Consider the following 23,248-nt stretch of genomic DNA (forward strand, 5'->3'; position numbering starts at 1 on the left):
TAATCGTATTCTTTAAGAATGACAGTAGTAGATACTTTTTCAATAACGACCTAAAGAAAGCAAGTAAGTTACCTTGCTTCCTTTTAAAGAGTTATCTAAGACTTTCTAATCAGCTTATTACAATTCAAGCGACAATTGTTCATTTTTCTTCTTTATTGAGGATAAACCAGAATCATTCTCTTTTACTTTTGTTTTATTATTTTTTTTGACCGATTTTATATCAATATGGGTACTATTTTCCAATATTTTTCTATTTTTATTACAGTATGGATGTGTAAGCCTTGCATTTCTAACATCATTAGTTCCACCGTTTGCCCGTTCTTCCTTATGGTCTACCTGATGAGAAGTACCTATATCTATATACCCTCCACAAATCTCACATTTTAATTGAGATTCAATTACATTTCTAATTTCAATTTTATTTTTTACAGTAGAAGAAAACGGCTTATACTTTACCCCTAAAGTATCGGTATCCTGCATAAAAGATGAAAAGGTAGGTTCATGATATGCTTTTAAAAAGTCCTGAACTATGTCTTTTGTCTCCTGCTTTTCTGTTGTCCCCTTTATAATAAATTCTAGTAATACATCAAGGACACCAATTGAAACTTCCGTTAGCCTGCGTGGACCTATACCTTTACGATTCATAGCATAAAATATATAATCCCTAGCTACCAACCAACATTCTTCAAACTTCTCTCTATATAATGAAAACAATCGTTTTCTTTTCTTGATGTCACTTTCATTTCCTTTTGAAAACCAAGCTAAAAAAATCAACAACATTTGCTCTCTATACTTACCATCTGAAGAGTAAAAATACAACGGTGGGTACAATCCCATAGATTGTGGTAACTTTCCTCGTATGTGATATAACATATTTTCTAAATTTTTCAATGTGTCTAATGTTTTTTGAGCAACCACTATTTCATTTTCTTCATTGGATAAGGTGGATAAGGTCGATTTCAGAATATTATCACCAGTTTTTTTTGCAGCACTAATTGCAAATAAATTCAATAAAAAAATGTGCTTATAAAAACCGTTTTTCTTTTGAAGCTTAACAAATGGCATGTAGGTTATGCTTTCATTAATGTGGTTGTCGGAATCATTTAGTAAAACATTATATAGGGTTTTACTAATGTCGGTACACTCTTCAATGTTGTATATCCAGACCGAATCTTTATACCCGTTCGCAATAATTCCTGTGATGGCTCTTGCTACAGGAGACCTTCTATAAGTTAAGAAATCAACTTCTTGGGATTCTAAAGGCGTACCACCTGTATTAATATTTAAAAAAGATTCCTCTGCAACTTTATAGTCACCCACTACCCATTGTATTGGTATGTTTAAGGAGGTACTTAAGTTATAAGAAAATCTTCCTTTTAAAACGGTGGCTTCATCTAAAACTTCGAAAGGGTCTTTACGGTTATCCACTGCTTCCCTATATATCTTTCCTGCTTCTACACAATCATTAAAACTTCCAATATTATTACTGATTAAGGCTCTTAAGCGATTGGCGGCTGCCTTTTCGTCTTCCTCTAGGTAATTATATGCTAATGCTTTTTGTGAATCTCCCCAATCATCTAAAAACCAAGCCCGAATTGCTGATAATCGGTGCGCTCCATCAAGAACGAAAATATGACCTGTAGATGTATTAAGCCAAAAAATCACACCAGGAATTACTCTGTTATTTTGAAGTGCCTTTAAGAGATTAATATATTTCTCATCTTGCCAACAAAACGTTGGTCTTTGAAATTCTGGTTTTCTCAGTCTATCCCAGATTGTCAATCCCGAATTATCATCCAAAAAGTCTCTGTAATCAAGACTAACTTTCTGATGTAACTTTGCTTCTTCAGACTTTCCAACTTTGTCATACTCACACTTGGTAAATAACGATTCAGAAGGTATATGGTGGTCTAAAGTTACATTTACTTTTTTTTCGCCCATGTAATCACCCCAAACCTAGTAATTCATTTATAACATTAGAAGTATTCAAAAACATATTTCTCGTCGTTTTTAAAACATTCTCTAAAAATTGTTAAATTCCTTCTTCTGTATCTATGTTAGAGGCAACATGGTAATAAAGACATTTTTTTCACTCCGAGGATGTTAACACTATAGTTTGGGATAGAATGTGTTTTAGGGTTTTACTACACACTACTTTCATGAAACGGTGATAAATATGCCCCCTCTAAAACTATTAAAGTAAATTTTAACTAAAAATTATCATCTCTTTCTTATATTTCGCCTTCCCCCACAACCTTTTTTCAGATAGAGATACCTGCCTGTCTACTAGTTATGTGCTACCCTCAGTTACGTGATGAGAAAAATAACACTGCAAATTCCATTGGTATGCAACTGAGTAGCAAAGTGAAACTTACATATAGGTAAAACAAAACCACTTAGATAACACTCAATTCTATTTTATGTTCCTTTTATAAAATATCCCCTTTTCTTTCAGAGTTTTATTATATGATTATAGTTTTGAACCGTATAGGTACATTTTACCAAATGTGTTATTATATATTAAAAAAATAGTTATCTGGAGGAAATTATGGATAGTTCGATATATAAAAAAGTCCAAGGTGAAGAGGATTTTGAGATTTTTTACAATACACTAATGCCATCCTGGATTGAAATGAATTATGTTTTAGAATGTGTTTTGGGTGATGTGACAAGATACATTGTTTATAATAACTTGAAACAGCCTATAGGAACAGCGGAAGCAATCCCTTATAAACCTAATGGTGAATCATATTTAGACCAGTTTTTCCCATTCAAAGATTTAGAGATAGTTAAACAAAATTATAAGTATATAGTAGAAGCTGAAGGACTAACAATACATCCTAAATTTAGAGGTAAACACAATCTAGATAGACTATTGTATACATTAGTTGAGCATTGTAGGATAAATAACATTAAATATGCAGTAGCTTTGATAAATCCGTCCCTATATGTGCTTTTAAAAAGAATGTATAAGATTCCTATTGAAAAAGTAGGAAATGAATATATTAGTAACTTCACCGCTTATCCAATAATCATAGATGCCCAGTATATGTATAAAAATATACACCAATTTTCTTGGTTACTTAAGTTATATGAGGTTGATAATAACACAGCTAAAAGGCTGGTTTACCAGCGTTGATAAATTTAATTTTGGAACATAAATGGGAGATTCTTTTTTATACAGAAATAATGGGATGGATTCTGACAATTTTCTTGTTATTCGCTCGGTATTATTTTCAATCCAAAATTGCTTTTTTAATGTCCATAATATTAATATTTATTGTTGATTATATTCCAAGCATCGTTTTACCAGTCTTAGACTTTTTTTATACGGACAACTTACAATTGTGGGTGAAAGATGGTGGTTTTTTGTTCTCACTTACTGCGGTCCTACTTTTTATTGTAGGTGGAACAATTGGAAAGAGGTATGTAAAAATCATTGATGATAAAATTTTAAATATCGTAAATAAAAGGCGAACTAAAAATTACCCTTCATAAAAAACAACACTAATAAAGCTGAATATGAAAACCTTCAATAGATGAAACAAAAGATTGGATAACAGTCGTTATCCAATCTAAATAAAATTCGCATTTTATTTAAACTTATTAACACTTCGTAATAGCACAGGTCAATATCCCTACTTCTTATGGTGGAATTCTGACATAAAATAAGGGGAGATTGTGTGTTTTAGACCTTCGTTATATATCACATTAGTCATTTGGTGTAAACCCACCCCCACCCTTTATTGTGAAAACAACCACCACATTACTATAGCAATATTAATCCAGTGAATCTTTATTTAACTGTAGGAGCGTGCTAAATGCTTGTATATCTTTCAATTTTCCGCTATTATAATACGTGCGCTACTAAATCGAATACGTTTGATGGTTAGTTAAAAATACGTTGTGTTATACGCTAGAAACGTTGATATAACGGTGTTTATACGGGGTCGGAAGGGTAGCTGGTGCGCCCCACGGTCTTCAAAACCGCGTGAGAGGCGCGTGTCGTCTCTGGTGGGTTCGATTCCCACACGGTCCCGCCAACCCTTGATTCCCAAAGGATTTCAAGGATTTTTAGGAACTGCTACCTTTCATTAAACCTATCTTAAATGCCGTTTTTAAAATCATTTGGTCACATTTTGGTCACACCGGTTTGGTCTAATTATAAGCTATCTAACAATTGGTCGAATTGGTTGGCAGCCTCTTTTTGCATGTTCGGTAATACATGCGAATAAATGTCCAGAGTTATACTAATTGTTGAATGTCCCAATCGTTCTGAGACCACTTTAGGATGGACACCTTGTTGTAGCATTAAAGTTGCATGGGTATGTCTTAAATCATGGAATCTTATTCTATGCAAATTCGCTGCCTCAATAGCCTTTAAAAATTTCTTTGAGACTTCAGATGGTTGAAGGGGATTACCATTCACTTGTGAAAAAACTAAGCCTTGATCTTGATAACTACTACCAAACGACAACTTATTTTCTAACTGTTTTTTATAAAGCTTTTTTAATTCCTTTGTTAAAAACGGTGTAATTGTAATCGATCTACCTTTACCTGATTTTGGTTCCTTAAACGTTAAACCTTGATTTATGATAGGTTGCATCGTTTGCCGTACATAAATAATGTGATTTTCAAAATCCACGTCCTGCCAACGAAGCCCTAAAATCTCACCACGCCGCATCCCTGTGTAGATTGCTGTTAAATAAACCCAGTAATATGTCGATGTTCTGGAAGAGTATAAAAATGTTTTTACTTCATAGCTATCCCACGTATGCATTTCAGTTTTTTTTGTTTTCGGTGGTTCTACAGATTCTGCTACATTTCTCGTTAAAAATTCCCACTTTACTGCATCCTTCAAAACTTTGGATATTAGCCTGTGATGATGTTTGACAGATTGAGCTGAAAGACCGCCACCTTCTATCTTTCCATCCTTTAGTTTTTTAGAGTAATATTCTTGTAAATGAGAAGGAAGAAGCTTAGATATTTTAAAATGTCCTAATGATGGTTTTAGATGTTGTTTAATAATATAGCTATATACTTCCATTGTCTTCTGTGAAGTATTAGATACTGCATAGTTTTCGAACCAATAGTCTACATATTCACTGAAAGTAATATCTTTCGGTTCGAAAAAGGTTCCTTTGTGAATAGCATTCAATTGCTCATTTAGGTATTTTTGTGCTTCCTTTTGTGTCTTAAAGCCTCGTTTTTTCTTTTGCTTTCTTTTTCCTGTTTGTGGATCCTTTCCTAGATCAAACTGCACATACCAAGAAGATCCACTTTTTTTAACTGTACCTCTCATAACTGTAACCCTCACTATTTAGAATAATTTTTTTGTTTGTAAGTGTTATAGTTACCGACCATCTAATTATACAATTAAATGATTTGTTAGTAACTATTGTTAATACAATTTATCAATATTTAATTACCATATGGTTTTAGTACCGGTTAAATCACTTTAAAGATTTGCTGTCAAACTAGTGTGATTACGTTTACTATTTCCGAAGAAATGTTAAGCTCCCTCAAGCCATTTTATAAACACTGCTTTAAGAATTTTTATTCTTCTACCAACTCTAATTGTATGAAACTGTCCGGAGGCAACTAGCTCGTATGCTTTAACCCTACCCACGCCTAAAATTTGTTGTATATCTTCAACGTTTAATACTTCTGGATAATCTTCTATTTTCACTTTAATATCCCCTTATTATAAGATTTCATTTGACTAACTAAATTCGGTACTAAAACCATGAAACAATTAGCATAAATCAATTTACCTTCCGAGAGAAACCGCTAAAAAAATGCCTCATTTGTTTGAAGTGGTAATATAATACCTTTGAAGGATTCATATTTTAATACTTTTTTATAATTTCATAATTATTTTTTTAAAACACCTTTTTGCTCCGGATATAAGAACTAAATCACATGGGAAATATTTGTCTATTTTTAATATGCTTGCAGAAAAAAAACCAAGAGTCATGTCTCTTGGTAGATTCTTAGATAATTTTTTAAATTTCCTAACTATTTTTTACCGCTTATTTATGATTTTCAGTGTTTTAGCTGTTCTTTATATATTTTGTACAGTTCAGAGATATTTATATTGTCTAACTTTAATATATTTGTCAAACCATATATATTCCAGTATATTACAGTCCAAATAAATGCAATGGTAATAAATGCTTTCCTTAGTCATTATCGTCCACCCGCTAGCAAACCTTAGTCAACAAAGAGAAATTAATGTACCTCCCTATATTTACGACCAAAATAAAGTACTCTATATCTTAAACATTCTTTTGACAGCCCTTGGTGTAGCAAATGTCATTAAAGAATCTTAAAATTAGATAATAAACTATTGTCAAGGCATAAGTTGGGATACTTAGTCGTTAGCGACAGCCAATAAAATCTTCCATTAGATTGGACGAAAGAAAAGGATAGATAACGCAGAAAATTTTGCATTATCTATCCTAGCATGAGATATAATATGGTTCGACCATAGTTTCTACAATATTTTTGATATATTACCTATTCATTGTCCATCTTGATCTTCCAGGAATTAGAAATATCCTTCAACCAACCAGAAGATGTTCTGATATTTGAGAAGTTGTAAAGGAGCCTTATCGATTAGCAGCAGTACAATATTTCACTCAAGTAATAAAAATGTAATATGTTTATTACTCGCTTGGAATGCAGGAATTTATATGATAGGTTTGGGTTTTACTTTGGAACCAATACAAAGTTAGACTCATGAAAGGTTTCCCTTTGCTTCAACACAAGGATCGTGTTTATACGAATGAAACTGATTAGATAAATTTATGGGTTAAGGTTGTATGCACAAACAGTAATCACATAATAACCACTTTTCACATATCTAGTTAGCATTCTTAACGGATCCTTTTATTTTAAAAAATTAAACTGCTGAATTCCCTATTCGGCTACCGTAATATTTTAAATCTAAAGCAAGAATTAAAGCGTCCCTAACCCTCGAATAAAAACCATCTGGAACTTCCTCAATTCTATACAACAAACGTTGTTTATCAATTGTTTTTATGTGATTAGTAAGTATTATTGCCATCAGAAACTAATCCTGAATATTTATGCCCCAATTTTAGCTGGCAAGATTTTAATGGATGGTGTTCTTCATGTATTATTGGTAGAACGGTAACAACTGGACTAAAGTGGTTGCCCACATCGTTAGTAATAACCATAACCGGCAAATCTCGTTTGTCACCATCCGGACCTAACCTTGCAATAAAGATATCGCCTCTTCTATGTTCGGGAGTTAAATGGGTAGGGATCGGCAGTTCAGCAGTAGATTTTATAAGATTAAAAATGATGGCATCTTTCAGATTATCCATGTCTTCAGGATCCATAACGTTCAACTGTTTGGTTAAATGTTGAGTACCCAAAGAGCGAATCTGCTCAGCGATAATATAAGACTTCTTTTTCATTTCAGTTTGTTTTATTTCCACAAGTGTTTTTCGGTGCTTATAGGACATAATGCGATAGAGCTGGCTGTGGGGATTAGTGAATTGTTATGAATGACGACACACGGTCTTGTAGATGCCTGTTCACTACCGACATGTTCTTGTAATTTTACAAGATAAATTTCTCCATGCTTAACCATGCTGGCTACCTCCGTGGATAAGAATAATAAAAGTAATTATACATGATAAAGAACTTCTTTACTGATGGACTCAAAAAGGCCACCAATAAAATTGGTGGACCTTATTATTCTTATGGAGTAAGTTGTAATTCTCTTTGTTTTCGTAACATTTTTTTGCAAAAGCCGTGTTTTTAAATTCTTCCACATTCATGTAACAAGGAATAAAAGAATAAGAAGTATAATTTGCTGTTTGAGACAGATCAACAATAGGAAATTTAAAACGGTTAACTAATACATCGTGAAAATCAGGATTTAGTAATACGATGACATAATCTATAGGTCTATCTTGTAGCATAAAATGATAAAAAATTTACTATTTCATATAATCTTTTAAAAGAACCTTGAGCCGTTTCTTTTATGGCCATCTTATCTAATTCGATTACAACTTTGTAAGAAGGATAGCTTATTAAAAGGATATACCTCATTAACCGAAGAATTACCATTATACGGATTACCTTCAAAACAGCCATAGTCTCCATTCTTATCATAAAATATCCAACGTTCGATACCTGGAGTAATATATGATTCTAATTCATATCCCATCTTAATCTAAGATGGGAGCCAGATATCACAGTATCTTTCTTTTTCATCTTTTGTTATTGCTTGCAGCACAGCCACTTAAAATCCTCCCTTGATATCTTCACCTGTTGACTTTTTTTCATAGCCCATCGCTGGATAGAACGGTCAATTTTTGAAATATATTTTTTCCCATAGGTAATGCCGAACAGCAACAACATGACAACGAATATCGAAAATATGTCTATAGTTTCATGTTGAATAAAATTAAATGCAGCTAAACTGATGTGCGGTAAGTAACCAGTAATAATTGCAATGCTTGTTGCCAATACAAACTAAAATTTAGAACCTATCCAATATTAGGCGTAAAACATATAAAGCGTGGCAATCCAGGCGATAAGTTCACATATAAGAACGATCCACCACTTATAAATCAGTATTTCCTCGATACAATTGCATCCCTAACACAAACTTGATAAATTTCGAAAAAAAGAAAATAATATCCAATATTATAACTTTAAATTTTTGGAAATTCAGCACAAGTTCAAACAAAAGACCACCGAAAATTACCGGTGGCCTGACTCGTTACGTATTCTATTTATTTAGCATGTTATAGACTTGTTCTACGTCCTTATCCCCTCTACCGGAAAGATTTACAATGATAATATCATCTTCGTTTAAATGCTTAGCTAATTTGATTGCATGTGCTACAGCGTGAGAACTCTCTAGTGCTGGGATGATTCCTTCTACTTTAGAAAGCAATTGGAAAGCTTCTAAGGCTTCTTCGCCTGTAACAGTGACATACTCAGCTCGGTTTGTTGTTTTTAAATGACTGTGTTCAGGTCCTACACCAGGGTAGTCAAGGCCAGCTGCAATACTAAAAGTAGGCTGTGGCTCTCCATTTGAATCTAATAGAGTTAAACACTTAAAACCATGAATCACTGCAGGAACACCATTTGTTAATGTGGCTGCTTCTTCTGGTTCTACGCCTATCAATCGAACATCATCAATTAAATAATGGGCAAACGCACCAATTGCATTACTTCCCCCACCTGCACACGCTACAATCGCCGTTGAAAGTTTACCTTCTTTTTCAAGAATTTGGCGCTTAGATTCTTCACTAATAATGGACTGAAAATGTTTTACCATCGTTGGAAAGGGATGTGGCCCCACAGCTGAACCTAAGAGATAGAATGTATTTTCATAGTTCTCTACTAGATCATTTAAAGCAGCATCAACAGCATCCTTTAAACGAGCCTGTCCTTTATCAACTGCTACTACTTCGGCACCCAATAACTGCATCCGGAAAACATTTAATTTTTGCCTCTCCGTATCATGTTTTCCCATATAAATGACACACTTCATACCACCAACAATTGCACAAGCTGTGGCAGTAGCTACTCCGTGTTGCCCTGCACCTGTCTCTGCAATAATTCGCGTAGCACCCATACGTTTTGCTAATAGGATTTGTCCAATGGCATTGTTAATTTTATGTGCGCCAGTATGGTTTAAATCCTCACGTTTTAAATAAATCTTGGCCCCGCCTACTTGTTTGGTTAAATTCTCAGCAAAAGTAAGAGGATTTTCGCGGCCAATATACTCCTTCATATAATAATTAAATTCGTTTTTAAATTCCGGATCTTCTTTGTATTTTTCAAAGTTCTCATCCAAAATCTCTAAAACTGTTTTTAATTCTTCGGGAACGAAACTCCCGCCGAACTCTCCAAAAAAACCTTTCTCTTCTTTGTTAACTGTCACGTCTGGCTCAACTCCACTCTTTAATTTTTAACTTGCAAGAATTTATGAATAAAGTATAGCAGTATTTTTTTATATTTTAAGAGGTTCGGTTAAATAAATATTAAATTTTATGTGCGTGTGTAACCAGCGAGTGACACCGCTTTCCCAGCGCCTGCCTATCCAAATACATCCGGTTGATATTACCGCCAGTAAAGAGGAACTGGACGCTTGGCATCTGTTTTAGTAAACAAAAATAAAACTGCTTACCACAGGGGTAGCAGTTCTACTGGAATTTACTTTCCGCTCTCTCCACCATAATCCGTAGCCTGGATAATAAAACAGTGGAAGGATAGCAACAAAGAGAAATAATCATGAGGGAAGGAAAGCGAGCGTCACAACTTCTTTCCTTCCTCATTTCCATTATAAGTAAATGAACGGTAATTTTAAAGTAGAACAACGTTTTTTCCAATTGTTTCCGAAAGCGCAATGCTTAGCCTAAGATTATTTAATAATGTCCTCTAATAATCTACGAAGCTAACTATTATAATAATAAAGAATCGTAACAAGGGAGGTATCCAGTAATGAGCGAAAATAAACAGTTAGATATTTTTTCAATGTTTGTAGAGGATGACACGAATGTAGACTTACTGTATGAAAGTAAAGATCCTGAAAAATATGAAAGCGATTTTGAACGCCAATACGGAAAAGCAATCATGACATATGTTGAACAAGGAAAGAGAGTTACAGAAATTTGTGATCTCTTAATTTCGGAACATCAAGCTCCAGATGAAAGGTATAGTAGTGGAAAAACGAAATTGTACCCATTGGTGATGATTTTTCTAAGGAAGCAAGTAGAAAGAGGGTTATGTACAAAGAAACAGAGTGATCAAGAAGAAGGTATTTTTGAATTAAATTAAGTCCTTAACAACGAAAAAAAGAGTGACTCTTTTGTCGCTCTTTTGTCAACGAAATAATCTACAATCGTTATTTAACATATTTAAATTCGGACCCATGATATATAGTATAAGTAAAGTTGTTTTTCTATTAAGAAGCATAGTTCATAGAACCTGCAACAAACTCTGGTTTTGAAGCAGATATTTGTTGATATACGAAATCAGTAAATCCTTGTTTATATAGAACATATAGAGTTGTTTTGGATAGCTTTTTCGAATAAGTTCTTGATACATCAATGGTATGAGGTAATTCAAAAGTATTATTATCTTGCTTTAAAATCTTAACTATTGTAGTCTCAACCGTATTGTATTGTTCTAAAGAATACGTAGTACCCTTCCAGCCATTAAAGTAACTATTTGCTCTGGAACCAATGGCATTAATTGCGCGTCTAACTCTTTTTGTGAGGCAGAAAGTCTCACATATTCCCGCTTCTTATTAATAAAGTGTTGGAATGCTTGTACGTTATTAGATTAGGATTTATAGACTTTCTAACATAAAATGTAGGAATAAAAAAACCTTCAAAAATTAATGTACTGTGTGTCAGTTTCCTTTTCTGCAAATTTTAACATAAATTCCAAATATTTTATCATTCGATGAGATTTAGTAAAAAATTTAATTTTCATATTCTTCCACCATAAAAATAAGCTTTTTTCCTATTGATTATTACGTAATTACACGTATTATTGGATAAAGTTTCAGTTTTTCACCCTATTATTCCCCAACTAAACTTTTTGTTAGTTTATGCGCATCACTTCACAAAGCCAACTAAAAATAAAGATCTTTGCTGCACAGTATAGGTCTACTGCGTAATATTTGGTATTTTAATAAAATGTTAAAATATATTTTTTCACTACATAATCCGAAGAGCCATTTTAACTTAGATTAGGAGGTCTAATTCAATATCCGTGGAGCGGTCAAGATAAGTTGTTATTGCATAAAGATCTCTTCTTCCTCAAAAGCAAGAATTTCATCTAGGATAGGATGATTCCCGATACTGCTTGTAATGATTGTTTAATCTCCGCTATGGAATGATCCATTTAGTACACCCCTAATTTCCTTTTATTCCCTCTAGCGTATAAGGTTATCTGGAATGTTATTAGTCGCTTCTCATGTAGAGACCTGATGCAAAACTACTGGATGGAGCTTTAAAGAACAATCTCACCGTTCGGATGGTTTTTAGGTGTATATCTGATTAACTCACGCATTATTGGCAAGCCCAGGAAGTGAGAAGCTGAAAATTAACGGAAGAATGCTATAACCCTTTTACTAAAAACCCGCCTAAAAACGATGCTACACACTCTCAGACACATGATGATGTTATAGAGGTGATATTCGAGGTGTTAGATTGATGAGAAAAAGAGATTTAGCCATTTTGAAAGACTTGGAGCGATTCCGTTGCATGACTCGCGATAATATTATCGACCTGCATTTTACCGGACTCAAAAATCCCATTACATGTTGCAAAACTGTTTTGAAGAGATTAAGGCGAGATGATCAGATTGAGTAAATCGGCACAGCACCCATTCATCTACTTTCCCTCTCCAGCTAAAAAAAGACTCGCCAAAATCCCACATTTCCTTAAAATATAAGACCCTGCTCAACTTTGAGCAGCCAACGTACTTTTCCGTTGAGCCTAAATACGGTAAGGGTTACATGGAGCCTGATGCCCTTATGATCTGGAAGCGCTCCGTTCTTTGTGGAAATCCAACGCTCTGTCTATTCTGAAAAGGTAATGACCGAGAAATACAATCGGTACCTGACTTTGTAATGATGCTTGTTTAATTCCTTTAAGTTCATCATTGTGTAAAAGGAACGTCCAGGCAGTTCATCAAGTAAATAATCATCAAATAGCACATTTTTCCTTCTTCCCTCCTTCCTGAAAAACATTATAGCGAGGGAATTTTTATATTCTAATAGTTACAGCACTATAAATTAGGAATAATTATTACCTTAAAATTAAGGTGAGTAGAAAGAAGACTTATATAACCGAAATCCCGGGAGTCCAACAATTGGGTGAATCACAATTGGGTGGTTTTGACTGCACCCAATTATGTTGGCCCAGCCGTGGGTCCACCCGATTAAAGAAAATATCCAGTAATATCAATGGTTTAAGCTATTTCAATTTTGGAAACAAAACCCCGACTATAATGGTTTATAAACAGTTGTAATCCAAACCAAAAAACTTTAAAATCCCGCCTGTTTTCAGAGTGCAAATAGGGTCACTTTTACATATACCTGAAGACCTCAACATTTCTTAACATTCATGCTTTTTAAGACTGTAAATATTTACTTCTGCGTGTTATCGCGTCATAAAATCCGAGTATCTGTATTTATAAACCATCTATGTGCGAGAATCTAAGGTTTTGCGCTCTGCACAGATCACGCCATATAAAAAGCACCCCGAAGGATGCTTCCTTTAGTTACTTCTCTGAATTTTGCAGCTCGCTTATGAACTTTACAATTTCTCACCAATATGATGCTGTATTTATCAATAACGATAACTGACAGCATTAGGGAGTATAAATCTCTTTGTGTAAATGGGGTTTCACTTCATTATATGTAAAGGCTTTATATGGAGTGGCGGGCATGCTAGGCTTTGAGCCGGGCGATGCCTTTCTTTTGGAAGGTACCACCCTAAATCTTAAAAGGGTTTGGTTTAAATAAGGTTTTTAAAAATCGATAATAATCAAATCCAGGCCTTTTATCCATACTTCAATAGACTGTGTTAAATATTAGTGTTGATATTTCGCACAAGAATAATAGGACAACTGCAAGAAAAATTTTGTGTTAGTACTAGCTTTGTAGAATAAATATCTTAAATGTCTGTCCGACATTGGGACAGACATCTTTTTATTATTCTTCAGAATCGTCATTTTAACCTCACTTATAAAAGTAAAAATCGTTCGGCTACGGCGTGGCACTATGTCTACCCAAGGCTTGCTTGGAGCGGTGTTTTAAGAGAATCGTTACGCTTTTTACCTCAATCCCTTTCCACTCCAAGTTTTAGGACCATTGATATTTTCTTTAAATTAGTCGTAGTACTAAATTACAAGTTACTTTTTATACTTTAATTATTTAAGATTATGCCATTATATTTATAACATTTATATTAATCTTCTTTCTTGAATCACTTTGGTTACCAAAACTTTCTCAATCATTGGTAACCATAAGGAACTCAGAAATGGCGTGGTTGTCAGTGTTTTGCACAAGGTAACTATTAATGATTCAATCTTTAGTAACTACATTTTAACCAATTTGTCGTAGTACTAAATTACAAGTTACTTTTTATACTTTAATTATTTAAGATTATGCCATTATATTTATAACATTTATATTAATTTTCTTTCTTGAAATCACCTTGGTTACCAATAATTTCTCAATCATTGGTAACCATAAGAAACTCAGAAACGGTACGGGTTGTCAGTGTTTTTCATAAGGTAACTATTAGTGATTCAATCTTTAGTAACTATTCTTAACTAATTAGTAGTCACCACATTAAAAACTTAATCGGTATTTAATGTAAGTTCATTAGAATATCCTCGTTACAAAAAAAGTAAAAATAATTAAGTTCCTTGTCTATAGTTAAATATAACTCATAAGTAATATCATTCAAAAAAACACCATAAAGTTTCACTTCTTGAACCCTCCCCACTTTTTGGTTAAATACTAGTGAAGGCCGTAAATGGGCATTAGAAACTCCACATGTCATTGATTTTTAGTTCACAAAAGCTTAAGGGACAAGTTTCTTACAATGATAAGGTTAAAAACTTTGAGTTGCTAAAAATAGAAAAAGAATGGAAAAAGAACAATAATCCTAAGTGAATGTTCCTGCTGTTGAATTTTATACATAAGGAGAGAATACTGAATGATACAATGGTCATTGTCAAAACCAGAATATGAATTTTATTTTTCCATATAGGATGTGGCAATTCCCGAGACGCAGATAAAGTGTAGGTATATATGTTATTGATTTAAAAGGAAATAGCACCAACAAAATAACAATCTTTCTGTACGTCTTAAACGATTTTTGACAATGAGGGAATCGCCTTATATGTTTTTGCCTTAATGGCACATTTTCGCAAGTTGAAATAAGGCACCGCTGATGATTCCAACGAGTACCACGAATAGTAAAGAATGTGTGATCCCTCTATGCCCGAAGAGTCTTTTGATTAGAAAAGATACTAGCGGAATTTTCCTTCCTAACTTACTGTTATATGTATCTATTCAGGCAACAGACTGCCGAATAAGAATAGACTAAAGAATACCGTTGTTTCCGTTACTCCTTCTGGCTGTATATTCAATGGCTCTAATGTCAGCAATGAACTTAGTCCAAATGTAATTCCGAATGTCTGATGCGTTATTGCTTTCATTCTTCTCTCTCCTTTTTGAGGTACTATTAGTCCCTACATAAGATACATACGGAACATTAAGACGAGTCAAAGAATTCTTTTCCTATATCATTTTACGTAAAAAACAATAAAAAAAGTGGCCTAATACTAAAGTTCTTTCAGTTTTTTGATAAGTTCTTCAGGTAGACCTCCCATAGCTGATTTAATGGTTTGGATAGGGATTCCGAGTTTTATAAGATTTATAGCTACTGCTATTTTACCCTGCCACTTAAAATCTTCTTCGTAAGTAAGAAGTGTTTTCTCGTCATATTGAACCTGATTTAAATATTCTACCACTAATTTTTCATATATTTCCGCTATATCCTGCTTTTCTGCTTGTTCATGTTGAATCAACATATCTACTAGCTTATGAGTTCCCTTAAGTTCTGGCGAAAAATAATCACGAAGATCTAAATAGTTAGTAGTAGCAACATTTCCGATTAGCACCAGAAGAGTTTGTAGCTCCTTTTCGTTCAAATTCATTATTTTTCTCCTTTTATTAACTTTAAATCAAATCAATTTCATTAAGAGTGTGTTTTATTAGATAAATCCCATTCAACACATCCGTTATATCGTCTTTCTTATTCTAACAAGATGGTCCATATCCAGGTATATGTTAACGAAAAAATGATTATAAAATTTCGCTATCCCCTCATTTAACTTTTGCTCATTAATGAAAAAATTCCCTCTATTTACTAGTTAAGACAATTCCTTGCCCCTCTTATTTCACTTTCATTAACATATATTTCTTTGTAGAACATTACATATTCAGCAGTATAATACCTTCAAACCAAACTCATTCGCCCCCATGAAGCTCGTTGTATGATTGGTTGCTCACTGTCAGCAAAAACCGGTAAACTTCCTAACAACATAAAACTAAGGTAAAAGGTAAAAACTCTTAGCTTATTCAGTGGCTTAGACCTCCCTCTCTACTATGTTGCTTTAATTGTATTAAGTAAAAAGACGATGTTGAAAGGTGAAACTGTCCATAAAATGTCCGTTTTCACACCTCTTCCAGTCTATTTAGACACCTTGATATTCTACAAAAAACTAAGGAACCAACAAAGAGCTAAAGAACTGATAAAAAACAAACTAGTCCAACAACATCGCCATGTATATTTTGTTCAAACAGAATACCACAAAGATATAAATTCATGTTTCTACGAAATGTATAAAGATATAGATTATAATTTAGCTATTTCATTACGTTTCGGTGTAATCCGAATCAAACTTGAGGATTTCCAATATTAATATATGATGTATTACAGCAATTCTCTTATTGAAGAAGATGATGATATCAATTTAGATATTCTGGAAGAATTTTTTTTGCTGAAAAACCTATATAGTTAACAAATCCCTATACTTTTCAGGATAAAAAACTCAAACAGTATATAATAAAAAACCAAGAATATCTTTTGTCTTTATGTTTTTGCAATCATAATAAGATATATAACTCCTTGAAGAAAGTCGTTAATACATACAATATTGTTCCATTTTTAAAAGGGTGAATGCCGACCTCTCACCCTTTATTAACTGAATCTATTAATTACCACCGGAATCTGTAATGAGATTATCCATATCGATATAACAGTGACCTTCAATTAACGTGGGACATAAAAGATAGACTTCCATGCGAACGAAGTAGTAAGCATTATCGCTTTCAACAACGTATTCGTCAATAAAGGTAACTAAAGCATTATTGCTGCAACTGCATTGCATAGACGAAATCATGCTTAAAGCTGAAACATAATTTTTAAACACTAACCAACACCCGCATCACCGGCGAATAATTACGCATGTGATACCTTTCCGCTTGAAAAAGCCTTCTGAATCAAATGTCCGATTTTGTATTGTGAGGATAAAATACTCATATCACAACCCCCTTTTTCTGTATTGTTTTCGTAGAATTTTTCATCCAAATCGCTCCTTAAAAAGTTATCTAAAAGTGCAAAAAAGCGCTTCTACAAGAGACGAATAGATGCATACCAAAACAGTTTGGTATATTCGTTCACTTCTAGAAGTGCTTTTGCTAAATAATACATCTGTCCCGCTTGGGTCAGATAAAACTGAAAAAAATTTAAGAATTTATCATAACATAAATCTTACTTATAAAAACTAGAAATTAATCAATAATAGCAAAAGTTCCTATATTTTCATTAGATTCTAATTTTATTCCTTTTATAGTAGTATATTCTTAAAGGCCTACAACTCAAGTTGAATAACATCAAATTTCACAGGAGTGACAACATATGGAAAATCAAGAGTGGGATAAAGACTTAGAAAAGATTTTAAAAGAAATGGGAGTGGACGGCTCTCCTATAGATGCCATTCATGAAAAGTTAAAAAATGATTTGGATAAAGTACTAAATATCGGATTTTTAGGTTCTCCTGGTGTAGGTAAATCCACTTTAATGAATAAAATTGCGGGAAAGAAAATTGCGGATGCTGGCGTGAATCCCGGAATTGAAGTTACAAAGTTTTCATGGGGAGAAAACGATTCTATCATATTTTGGGATTTGCCAGGGTACAACGGTTTACCTCCTGAACATGGAGTAGAACAATATTGGGAATATCATAATTTAGAAAATATGGATATTTTAATTTGCATGTTTTCAAACAAATTAAATGAAGATGATGCTCATTTCTTTAAATTAGCAATACTGCATGCTCAAGATGTTATTTTTGTTAGAAGTAAATCAGACGATATTTATGATGATGAGTTGAGTGTAGAAGAACTAAAAAGTGAAATAGAAAAAACTTATATCAAGAAATTATTTGGACCTCGGTATTCTTTACTATTTGTAAGTTCAAGAACTGGTGAGGGTCTTGCAGAACTTCAAGAAACTATTGCAAATCGTCTCAGTTCTGAATTACAAGAGAAGTTCTATAGAAACGCAAAAGCATATTCGCAATCTTTTTTAAAAGCTAAAGAAAAAGCAGCGTTAAAAACAGTGCTATGGTACTCAACATTAAGCGCTGGAACTAGTCTTGTTCCTGTTGGCGCGGGCGTCCTCATTGATATACCTGCAAATATAAAAATGATCAAGGCAATCGGCAACCACTTTTCACTATCTGACAAGCGATTGGCTCTTTTAGAAGCACAAGAAACAGAAAAGATGAGAGAATATAATGTATTCCTCAATGTGCTAAAAGCTGGAGTCAGTGCCAAAGACTATTATTTACCCTTGCTAAAAAAATATGCTCCAAAAGTAGCTGCAGGAAATCTTGGAAAATTCATTCCTGTCATAGGAGCAGGTACTGGATTTGCTTTGACAGCTTTTATGGGAAAGCGTGCTATTGACTCATGTAAAGAAATTGCCCAAGATCTAATGGAAAAAGAAATCGCTACTTTTAAAGTACCTGTATCCCACTAATCAGAATAAACAGGTTCGATAATGACTCAATAATCAGATGTGAAAAATGAACTCCTATAAAGATTTTATTTAAAGTCAAGAAAATAGTTATGACAACCTACGATTTAATGGTTTATCACACATCATATAGGGTGAAAAAGAAAGGATAGATGAACAGGGGTTATACCTGCTTACATCTATCCTTTTTGTACAACATATAACCTTATTTACTACAACAACATCAAGGTTTTTACCGCAACAAAATTTCTAAGTTTCTTCTACTTAGCACCCGTTACTTTAAGTACAATCCTTTACAATCTGCATTTTAATTGATTAGTAAAAGACAATATTCCTAGTTAGAGCATCAATTTTAAATACAAGTCAGTTTTTCCGTTTTTATTTATACGTTAATGCTTATTCAGAAATAATCATCACTTCAGAGTCATCAATAAATTTTTTTTTGGATTTATCGTTTTTTTGGATATCCCAGAACCCTGAACTATACTTGTATAAAACTTTATAAACTTCTCCTTTGTATAGAACTTTTTCTATTAATGTGTTTGTTTTTTGAAATTTTGCTATGAGATTCTTCGTCTTCTCTCTGAAATACGATTCAGGAATTCTAAAAATCTTTGTAACAGAAAACACATGCCAATCATGTTCATATTCGTTATAAATTTTTGAATTTCGCTCTTTGGCATCAAAATGAAGAGTTACATCATAGCTCCATTCAGTCTCACTATCTTGTTTTTGAGGACCTTCTATCAAAGAGATTTTTGGATTTCTAATTTCATAAATATTATTAATCAAGTCTTGAATTTCTTTACTACAAATTTCTAAACTGTGATTCTCTAATTTTTTCATTACCAATCTTTTTAAATTAAAGTGAAAGTCTCTATACAACTTTGTCGTATTTGTATTACCAAGTAAGGGGTAAATACTTGCAGTTTTATACCAAATAGGATTATCTTTCTCCCTAGTATATAGTATGTAATGATTCTTTTATCTTGACTCCTTTGTAATAAAAAGAAGAAAAGTAACTTGTTTTATCTGTTTTATCTCATTCTTTACAGTTATCTATTATTACACACACAAAAAAAACCAGCAATCCAAATAATAGAAAAATTTACGACTATAAATTTTTAAAGCAATAATTAATCTTAGAATTTAACTTTTTTTGTTCAACTAACCTCCCCGTTAGTGCGATAAGAAAAAAGCTGCCAATGACAGCCAGTTCTATTTTTATATCTGCGGGATTTTAATTCTAATTAGATAAAATGCCCTTCCCGCCTTTTGTTATTAACATTCCTCACGATTTACCAACTATAAGAAAATTAAATTAAGAATCCTTTATTTAAACCATAAAAAAGCCGCTCCAAAAGCGACTTTCAAATAGTGGAATACCACCGATCCTCAATATTAGTTTGTATAGCTTTTTTACAAGCTCCCTGTTCTACTAAATGCTCTTAAACCATTGTGACATAAGGGTATATTTTTGGTTTCCCTGTACTGAAATTACCCTTAAAATCGTGTTGGAAGCTGTTAAGTTCCTTACATATTTCTAAAACACTGATAGACCTACGTTTTTCAACGAATTCAGCAATGAAGCGGTGTATATCTTCACCTAATGGAGAGTTAATAACTGGACTAATATTTAATTTCTTAGGTGCAGCCACTTGTTTTATGCTAACTGATTTTACCGGTTCCAGTTCTTTTACAAATTCCTGTTCTTGTAATTCAGTATGTTTTCTTATTATTCTGTTTATCCTTCCAATTTGCTTATCAAATAAAGGCAATGACAATTGAATATGATCTTGTGTATCCTTGCGATCTATATCTGTCAAATCAAGTGTATTACGACAAGTCGGATAGTTTGTGCATCCGTAAAATGCTCCATTTTTTCCTCTCCTACGAACCATATAGGTGAGTAGTAGAAATGTATAATTCTATAGAGTTACTGGAAAAAGTGCGGAGTAAATATTGGAGGTTCAACACCAATCAGCACACAAAACAATATCAGAAAGAATGGTAGTAATATGGAAAAAGCTCCTGTCCTTGGTTTGGTATAAGAGCCTTAACGATTATATAATCCTATTCCTTTCAATATGGCTTTCATAACTTTTTCATTATTTCCTTCTTTTTTGATCTGTTGCATAAATTCTAAATAAATAATGGCCAGCATTTCTTCCACGGTCATTCTGATATCCCTCATATAGTCTGATTGGTCATATAGCAGCACTTCACTTCTTCTAATTTTACTTTCCTTCATACGAAGATCGAGATACACTTCCTCATTTTCTTGAGAAGCGGTTTCCACTTCTTCGTCTATACATTCAATAAAAAGGTATTTGGAGATACCTGGTTCAACTTTCTTTTTGTTTCCTTGACAGGTAACGAGGGAGTAAGGTACTCCGCTTTTCCTCGCATCAAGTAATGAACGGTTTGTTCATGATTTCTCGCGCCTTTCTGAGTGTGATAAAGAAAGTCATCATATAGCAAAGAGATCAATGCCCCTAAATCAAATTCGTCAGGACAATCTTCACCGTACACATTTTGTAAACCATCGATAAATACTTGCCCTCTTAAATAATCGTAATATGATACTTTAATACTGATCATGCTGTAGTCCATGTGAAAAAACTGTAAAAGTCCTCTTTTAAAATGAGACATTTTTTCACGTTTTTTAAAGTATATTGGGTTTGCTATAGGATTTCGTTATACTTTCCGCTCCCTTTTACATGCTCCATTGCGGAAATAACCATCATATAAATCGCTTTTCTATCAGAAAATCCATTGGTAATAGCAAGTCCGTAAGGTCCTCCTACGTCCTCATATTCGCGTTCTAATGGACTTTTCATAAATTCAAATGATGAAATAAAAAAATAGAATAAAGATGATTAAATTTTCAAAAAAGTGTCCATGATGTAGCTACGATATTATTTATGAAGGAGTTGGAGCGGATGGCTACCAAAAAGAAAGACACTGTAAGGGTATTTGTTACTGCAGCAGTTAAATCATCTAAAAAGAACGGAGCTTAATTAGTCGGTGTACGTAAAGTTAATAATAATATTCATTCCAAGAGGTCAAACGGTTACGAATCCTTGTCGTTATAATAATTGGAATATTTTAATCCAAAAGTAATTTTTTGTTAAGGATTTTATGGTATCTTTGATAACATATGTAAAGATAGAACCTTAGTTTTCAATAAAGGAGAGGGACCGAGCATGTTCGGAAAAAATCCATTTGATGTTTTGAAAGACGTAGGAAAAGTAATTAGTAGCACACCTATTGATACAAGAAGACGAGATCCCTTTGAACAGACTACAGATCAACAGGTTAAAAGCCTAGTTAACTTGTACAATGTTTTAGAAGCAAACAGCCCATTAGGGCAGCTTACTCGGAAAAAGGCCAATGATTTTGTTAAGGGAGACCATTTATTCTCACAGCGGTTGGGATATACTCATCATGGAATCTATGTGGGAAACAACCAGGTGCTTCATTATTTACTCAAAGAAGGTGTTGTTCTAGCCAGTCTTGATGATTTTTCGTGTGGTGAAGAAATATTTAAGAGGCGTAGCCCAAAATTCTTTTCAAATGAGGAGATTGTCCAGCGAGCGTTTAGGCGACATGGTGAAGGTGAATATGATTTATTTGAAAACAACTGTGAGCATTTTTGTATTTGGTGCAGGAACGGCTTAGTGGAAGCTGATCGTAACCGCCCGTTTGGTTTTTAAATACATAACATACATATGCAAAAAGCTATCCTTTGAGCGGATAGCTTCTTATGTATCTGGTTGTTCAAACCATACCCTTATTCTAGTATGTGTATGCATCACGATTTATATTCCAAAAACCTCTAATTGCAGTAAAAAACCCTAACGTCTTGGTAAAATAGCTACGCTAATTTTGCACGTTAGGGTAAAAAGCGGACCTTTTTTACATAGTAATTGCCAAACAGATGCTTTGAATTTCTCTAATAGAGCGCATTTCATTTTCTTACATATGTCGACTACATCACAAGGACGGTACAATTTCTAGAGAATAGTAAATGTCCGTTTTGGTAGCCGCCTTCGTAAGAATATGTCCTTTCATATACTACCCTCTTAGCGTCACAATGACATCATTACTGTGAATCTAGTAAAAATAGCTTTATTATAAACCGCCAATTAAAGAAGAGGATATTATGTCTATTTTTAATTTAATTGCTTATATTTTATTTATAATTCATTACATAAAGTACGGTAGATGAAATTTAAATGTTAGAAAACCTGCTTTCATCAGAACTTGTTCATATTATATAAAGGTTTAAAATTCGTTTTTCGCTAAGGCTTCTTCCTTTGTACCATCTAAATCTTTATTTTGATTCAGCTCGTCCTCATCTTCATCACAGAAATCGTCTGGAATGTCGAAATCAAATTTTTGCTTTTCATTTGGGTCATAAATCATTTCCCCCTGTTCTTCCGGTAACATTTCTGGAAAAGCGGGTAACTCTTCTTTTTTCTTTATCATCAACTCCATCCAGGAAATCTAAGTTTATGTCTTCTAAATACATTTCCTCTGTTGGATCCACTTTTTTCTCTTTTAACTCTGGTTGATCAGTTATATCAATCGTAGCAGCAAGTTCATCCAGGAAATCTAAG

At 33.4% G+C, this 23,248-nt stretch carries 21 protein-coding genes, 1 tRNA gene and 2 pseudogenes; 6 read left to right on the top strand and 18 right to left on the bottom strand.

What is annotated here, in order from left to right; all coding sequences use genetic code 11:
• Nucleotides 1-117 precede the first annotated feature (117 nt).
• The gene (locus CUU64_RS18645; RefSeq protein ID WP_101635179.1) at nucleotides 118-1,941 is read right to left on the bottom strand and encodes a GmrSD restriction endonuclease domain-containing protein; all 1,824 of its coding nucleotides are present in this window, start codon (nucleotides 1,939-1,941) and stop codon (nucleotides 118-120) included.
• A gap of 607 nt (nucleotides 1,942-2,548) precedes the next feature.
• Here CUU64_RS18645 and CUU64_RS18650 point away from each other — a divergent pair.
• Both CUU64_RS18650 and CUU64_RS18660 read left to right on the top strand, forming a co-directional pair.
• The gene (locus CUU64_RS18650) at nucleotides 2,549-3,139 is read left to right on the top strand and encodes a hypothetical protein (protein ID WP_101635180.1); all 591 of its coding nucleotides are present in this window, start codon (nucleotides 2,549-2,551) and stop codon (nucleotides 3,137-3,139) included.
• Between the two features lie 807 nt (nucleotides 3,140-3,946).
• Nucleotides 3,947-4,043, top strand: a tRNA-Sec gene (locus tag CUU64_RS18660).
• A 119-nt stretch (nucleotides 4,044-4,162) separates the two neighbouring features.
• On the opposite strand, the gene CUU64_RS18665 is transcribed toward CUU64_RS18660, so the two are convergent.
• The 5 genes from CUU64_RS18665 to trpB form a co-directional block, all read right to left on the bottom strand.
• A complete protein-coding gene (locus CUU64_RS18665) occupies nucleotides 4,163-5,302 on the bottom strand; it encodes a tyrosine-type recombinase/integrase (protein ID WP_101635182.1) in 1,140 nt (379 codons plus the stop codon).
• Between the two features lie 210 nt (nucleotides 5,303-5,512).
• Nucleotides 5,513-5,689: a helix-turn-helix domain-containing protein gene (locus tag CUU64_RS18670; protein ID WP_257985596.1), complete on the bottom strand. Its 177-nt coding sequence runs from the start codon at nucleotides 5,687-5,689 to the stop codon at nucleotides 5,513-5,515.
• Nucleotides 5,690-7,049: 1,360 nt separating this feature from the next.
• Entirely contained in the window at nucleotides 7,050-7,466 is a 417-nt protein-coding gene (locus tag CUU64_RS18675; RefSeq protein ID WP_101635184.1) for a type II toxin-antitoxin system PemK/MazF family toxin, read from the bottom strand.
• Nucleotides 7,457-7,621, bottom strand: coding sequence for a type II toxin-antitoxin system PemK/MazF family toxin (locus tag CUU64_RS23235; protein WP_101635185.1), 165 nt, complete (start codon nucleotides 7,619-7,621; stop codon nucleotides 7,457-7,459). The genes CUU64_RS18675 and CUU64_RS23235 overlap by 10 nt, the downstream gene beginning before the upstream one ends.
• A gap of 1,149 nt (nucleotides 7,622-8,770) precedes the next feature.
• Nucleotides 8,771-9,934 (bottom strand): tryptophan synthase subunit beta, encoded by a 1,164-nt coding sequence (trpB, locus tag CUU64_RS18690; RefSeq protein WP_101635187.1) that lies wholly within the window; start codon nucleotides 9,932-9,934, stop codon nucleotides 8,771-8,773.
• Between the two features lie 560 nt (nucleotides 9,935-10,494).
• Between trpB and CUU64_RS18695 the strand changes: the two genes are divergently transcribed.
• Both CUU64_RS18695 and CUU64_RS22795 read left to right on the top strand, forming a co-directional pair.
• The gene (locus CUU64_RS18695; protein WP_101635188.1) at nucleotides 10,495-10,830 is read left to right on the top strand and encodes a DUF3895 domain-containing protein; all 336 of its coding nucleotides are present in this window, start codon (nucleotides 10,495-10,497) and stop codon (nucleotides 10,828-10,830) included.
• A gap of 1,385 nt (nucleotides 10,831-12,215) precedes the next feature.
• A pseudogene (locus CUU64_RS22795) lies at nucleotides 12,216-12,623 on the top strand (hypothetical protein); the annotation flags it as partial.
• Here the strand turns inward: CUU64_RS22795 and CUU64_RS22205 are convergent.
• From CUU64_RS22205 to CUU64_RS18710, 4 genes are all read right to left on the bottom strand, one after another.
• Nucleotides 12,584-12,721 carry a hypothetical protein gene (locus CUU64_RS22205; RefSeq protein WP_180954675.1) on the bottom strand — a complete coding sequence of 46 codons (138 nt, stop codon included), beginning with the start codon at nucleotides 12,719-12,721 and terminating at the stop codon, nucleotides 12,584-12,586. The pseudogene CUU64_RS22795 and the gene CUU64_RS22205 sit on opposite strands and share 40 nt — an antisense overlap.
• Nucleotides 12,722-14,929: 2,208 nt before the next feature.
• Complete coding sequence (locus tag CUU64_RS23240; protein ID WP_101635201.1) at nucleotides 14,930-15,091, bottom strand: metal-dependent hydrolase; 162 nt, start codon at nucleotides 15,089-15,091, stop codon at nucleotides 14,930-14,932.
• A complete protein-coding gene (locus tag CUU64_RS22210) occupies nucleotides 15,088-15,237 on the bottom strand; it encodes a hypothetical protein (RefSeq protein ID WP_180954676.1) in 150 nt (49 codons plus the stop codon). The genes CUU64_RS23240 and CUU64_RS22210 overlap by 4 nt, the downstream gene beginning before the upstream one ends.
• A 126-nt stretch (nucleotides 15,238-15,363) precedes the next feature.
• A complete protein-coding gene (locus CUU64_RS18710; protein ID WP_101635189.1) occupies nucleotides 15,364-15,738 on the bottom strand; it encodes a hypothetical protein in 375 nt (124 codons plus the stop codon).
• Nucleotides 15,739-17,504: 1,766 nt separating this feature from the next.
• Here CUU64_RS18710 and CUU64_RS18720 point away from each other — a divergent pair.
• The gene (locus CUU64_RS18720) at nucleotides 17,505-18,629 is read left to right on the top strand and encodes a GTPase (RefSeq protein WP_101635191.1); all 1,125 of its coding nucleotides are present in this window, start codon (nucleotides 17,505-17,507) and stop codon (nucleotides 18,627-18,629) included.
• Nucleotides 18,630-19,022: 393 nt separating this feature from the next.
• Here the strand turns inward: CUU64_RS18720 and CUU64_RS18725 are convergent, their stop codons facing one another.
• The 6 genes and pseudogenes from CUU64_RS18725 to CUU64_RS22215 all read right to left on the bottom strand — a co-directional run bounded on the left by CUU64_RS18725 (nucleotide 19,023) and on the right by CUU64_RS22215 (nucleotide 21,466).
• Nucleotides 19,023-19,472, bottom strand: a complete 450-nt coding sequence (locus CUU64_RS18725) for a hypothetical protein (RefSeq protein ID WP_101635192.1) — start codon at nucleotides 19,470-19,472, stop codon at nucleotides 19,023-19,025.
• Between the two features lie 602 nt (nucleotides 19,473-20,074).
• Nucleotides 20,075-20,410: a hypothetical protein gene (locus CUU64_RS18730; protein WP_257985597.1), complete on the bottom strand. Its 336-nt coding sequence runs from the start codon at nucleotides 20,408-20,410 to the stop codon at nucleotides 20,075-20,077.
• A gap of 51 nt (nucleotides 20,411-20,461) precedes the next feature.
• A pseudogene (locus tag CUU64_RS23245) lies at nucleotides 20,462-20,527 on the bottom strand (topoisomerase DNA-binding C4 zinc finger domain-containing protein); the annotation flags it as partial.
• 155 nt (nucleotides 20,528-20,682) lie between these two features.
• A complete protein-coding gene (locus CUU64_RS18735; protein WP_142383658.1) occupies nucleotides 20,683-20,925 on the bottom strand; it encodes a hypothetical protein in 243 nt (80 codons plus the stop codon).
• 8 nt (nucleotides 20,926-20,933) lie between these two features.
• Nucleotides 20,934-21,227: a hypothetical protein gene (locus tag CUU64_RS18740; protein ID WP_101635195.1), complete on the bottom strand. Its 294-nt coding sequence runs from the start codon at nucleotides 21,225-21,227 to the stop codon at nucleotides 20,934-20,936.
• 83 nt (nucleotides 21,228-21,310) lie between these two features.
• Nucleotides 21,311-21,466 (bottom strand): hypothetical protein, encoded by a 156-nt coding sequence (locus tag CUU64_RS22215; protein ID WP_180954677.1) that lies wholly within the window; start codon nucleotides 21,464-21,466, stop codon nucleotides 21,311-21,313.
• A gap of 366 nt (nucleotides 21,467-21,832) precedes the next feature.
• Between CUU64_RS22215 and CUU64_RS18745 the strand changes: the two genes are divergently transcribed.
• Nucleotides 21,833-22,342: a lecithin retinol acyltransferase family protein gene (locus CUU64_RS18745; RefSeq protein WP_101635196.1), complete on the top strand. Its 510-nt coding sequence runs from the start codon at nucleotides 21,833-21,835 to the stop codon at nucleotides 22,340-22,342.
• A 571-nt stretch (nucleotides 22,343-22,913) separates the two neighbouring features.
• Here CUU64_RS18745 and CUU64_RS21745 read toward each other — a convergent pair.
• Both CUU64_RS21745 and CUU64_RS22375 read right to left on the bottom strand, forming a co-directional pair.
• A complete protein-coding gene (locus tag CUU64_RS21745) occupies nucleotides 22,914-23,054 on the bottom strand; it encodes a hypothetical protein (RefSeq protein ID WP_219621882.1) in 141 nt (46 codons plus the stop codon).
• The coding region (locus tag CUU64_RS22375) for a hypothetical protein (RefSeq protein ID WP_219621883.1) at nucleotides 23,044-23,248 on the bottom strand (205 nt) is incomplete at its 5' end. The genes CUU64_RS21745 and CUU64_RS22375, both read right to left, overlap by 11 nt.

The organism is Bacillus sp. V5-8f, assembly GCF_002863565.1.
Lineage (GTDB): Bacteria > Bacillota > Bacilli > Bacillales > DSM-1321 > Peribacillus.

What these genes read in the sequence shown, in the direction of transcription:
- CUU64_RS18645 (WP_101635179.1), bottom strand. Translation starts at nt 1,941, where the DNA reads ATGGGCGAAAAAAAAGTAAATGTAACTTTAGACCACCATATACCTTCT.
- CUU64_RS18650 (WP_101635180.1), top strand. Translation starts at nt 2,549, where the DNA reads ATGGATAGTTCGATATATAAAAAAGTCCAAGGTGAAGAGGATTTTGAG.
- CUU64_RS18665 (WP_101635182.1), bottom strand. Translation starts at nt 5,302, where the DNA reads ATGAGAGGTACAGTTAAAAAAAGTGGATCTTCTTGGTATGTGCAGTTT.
- CUU64_RS23235 (WP_101635185.1), bottom strand. Translation starts at nt 7,621, where the DNA reads ATGGTTAAGCATGGAGAAATTTATCTTGTAAAATTACAAGAACATGTC.
- CUU64_RS18695 (WP_101635188.1), top strand. Translation starts at nt 10,495, where the DNA reads ATGAGCGAAAATAAACAGTTAGATATTTTTTCAATGTTTGTAGAGGAT.
- CUU64_RS22210 (WP_180954676.1), bottom strand. Translation starts at nt 15,237, where the DNA reads ATGAAAGCAATAACGCATCAGACATTCGGAATTACATTTGGACTAAGT.
- CUU64_RS18710 (WP_101635189.1), bottom strand. Translation starts at nt 15,738, where the DNA reads ATGAATTTGAACGAAAAGGAGCTACAAACTCTTCTGGTGCTAATCGGA.
- CUU64_RS18720 (WP_101635191.1), top strand. Translation starts at nt 17,505, where the DNA reads ATGGAAAATCAAGAGTGGGATAAAGACTTAGAAAAGATTTTAAAAGAA.
- CUU64_RS18725 (WP_101635192.1), bottom strand. Translation starts at nt 19,472, where the DNA reads ATGAAAAAATTAGAGAATCACAGTTTAGAAATTTGTAGTAAAGAAATT.
- CUU64_RS18740 (WP_101635195.1), bottom strand. Translation starts at nt 21,227, where the DNA reads ATGATCAGTATTAAAGTATCATATTACGATTATTTAAGAGGGCAAGTA.
- CUU64_RS22215 (WP_180954677.1), bottom strand. Translation starts at nt 21,466, where the DNA reads ATGAAAAGTCCATTAGAACGCGAATATGAGGACGTAGGAGGACCTTAC.
- CUU64_RS18745 (WP_101635196.1), top strand. Translation starts at nt 21,833, where the DNA reads ATGTTCGGAAAAAATCCATTTGATGTTTTGAAAGACGTAGGAAAAGTA.
- CUU64_RS21745 (WP_219621882.1), bottom strand. Translation starts at nt 23,054, where the DNA reads ATGATTTATGACCCAAATGAAAAGCAAAAATTTGATTTCGACATTCCA.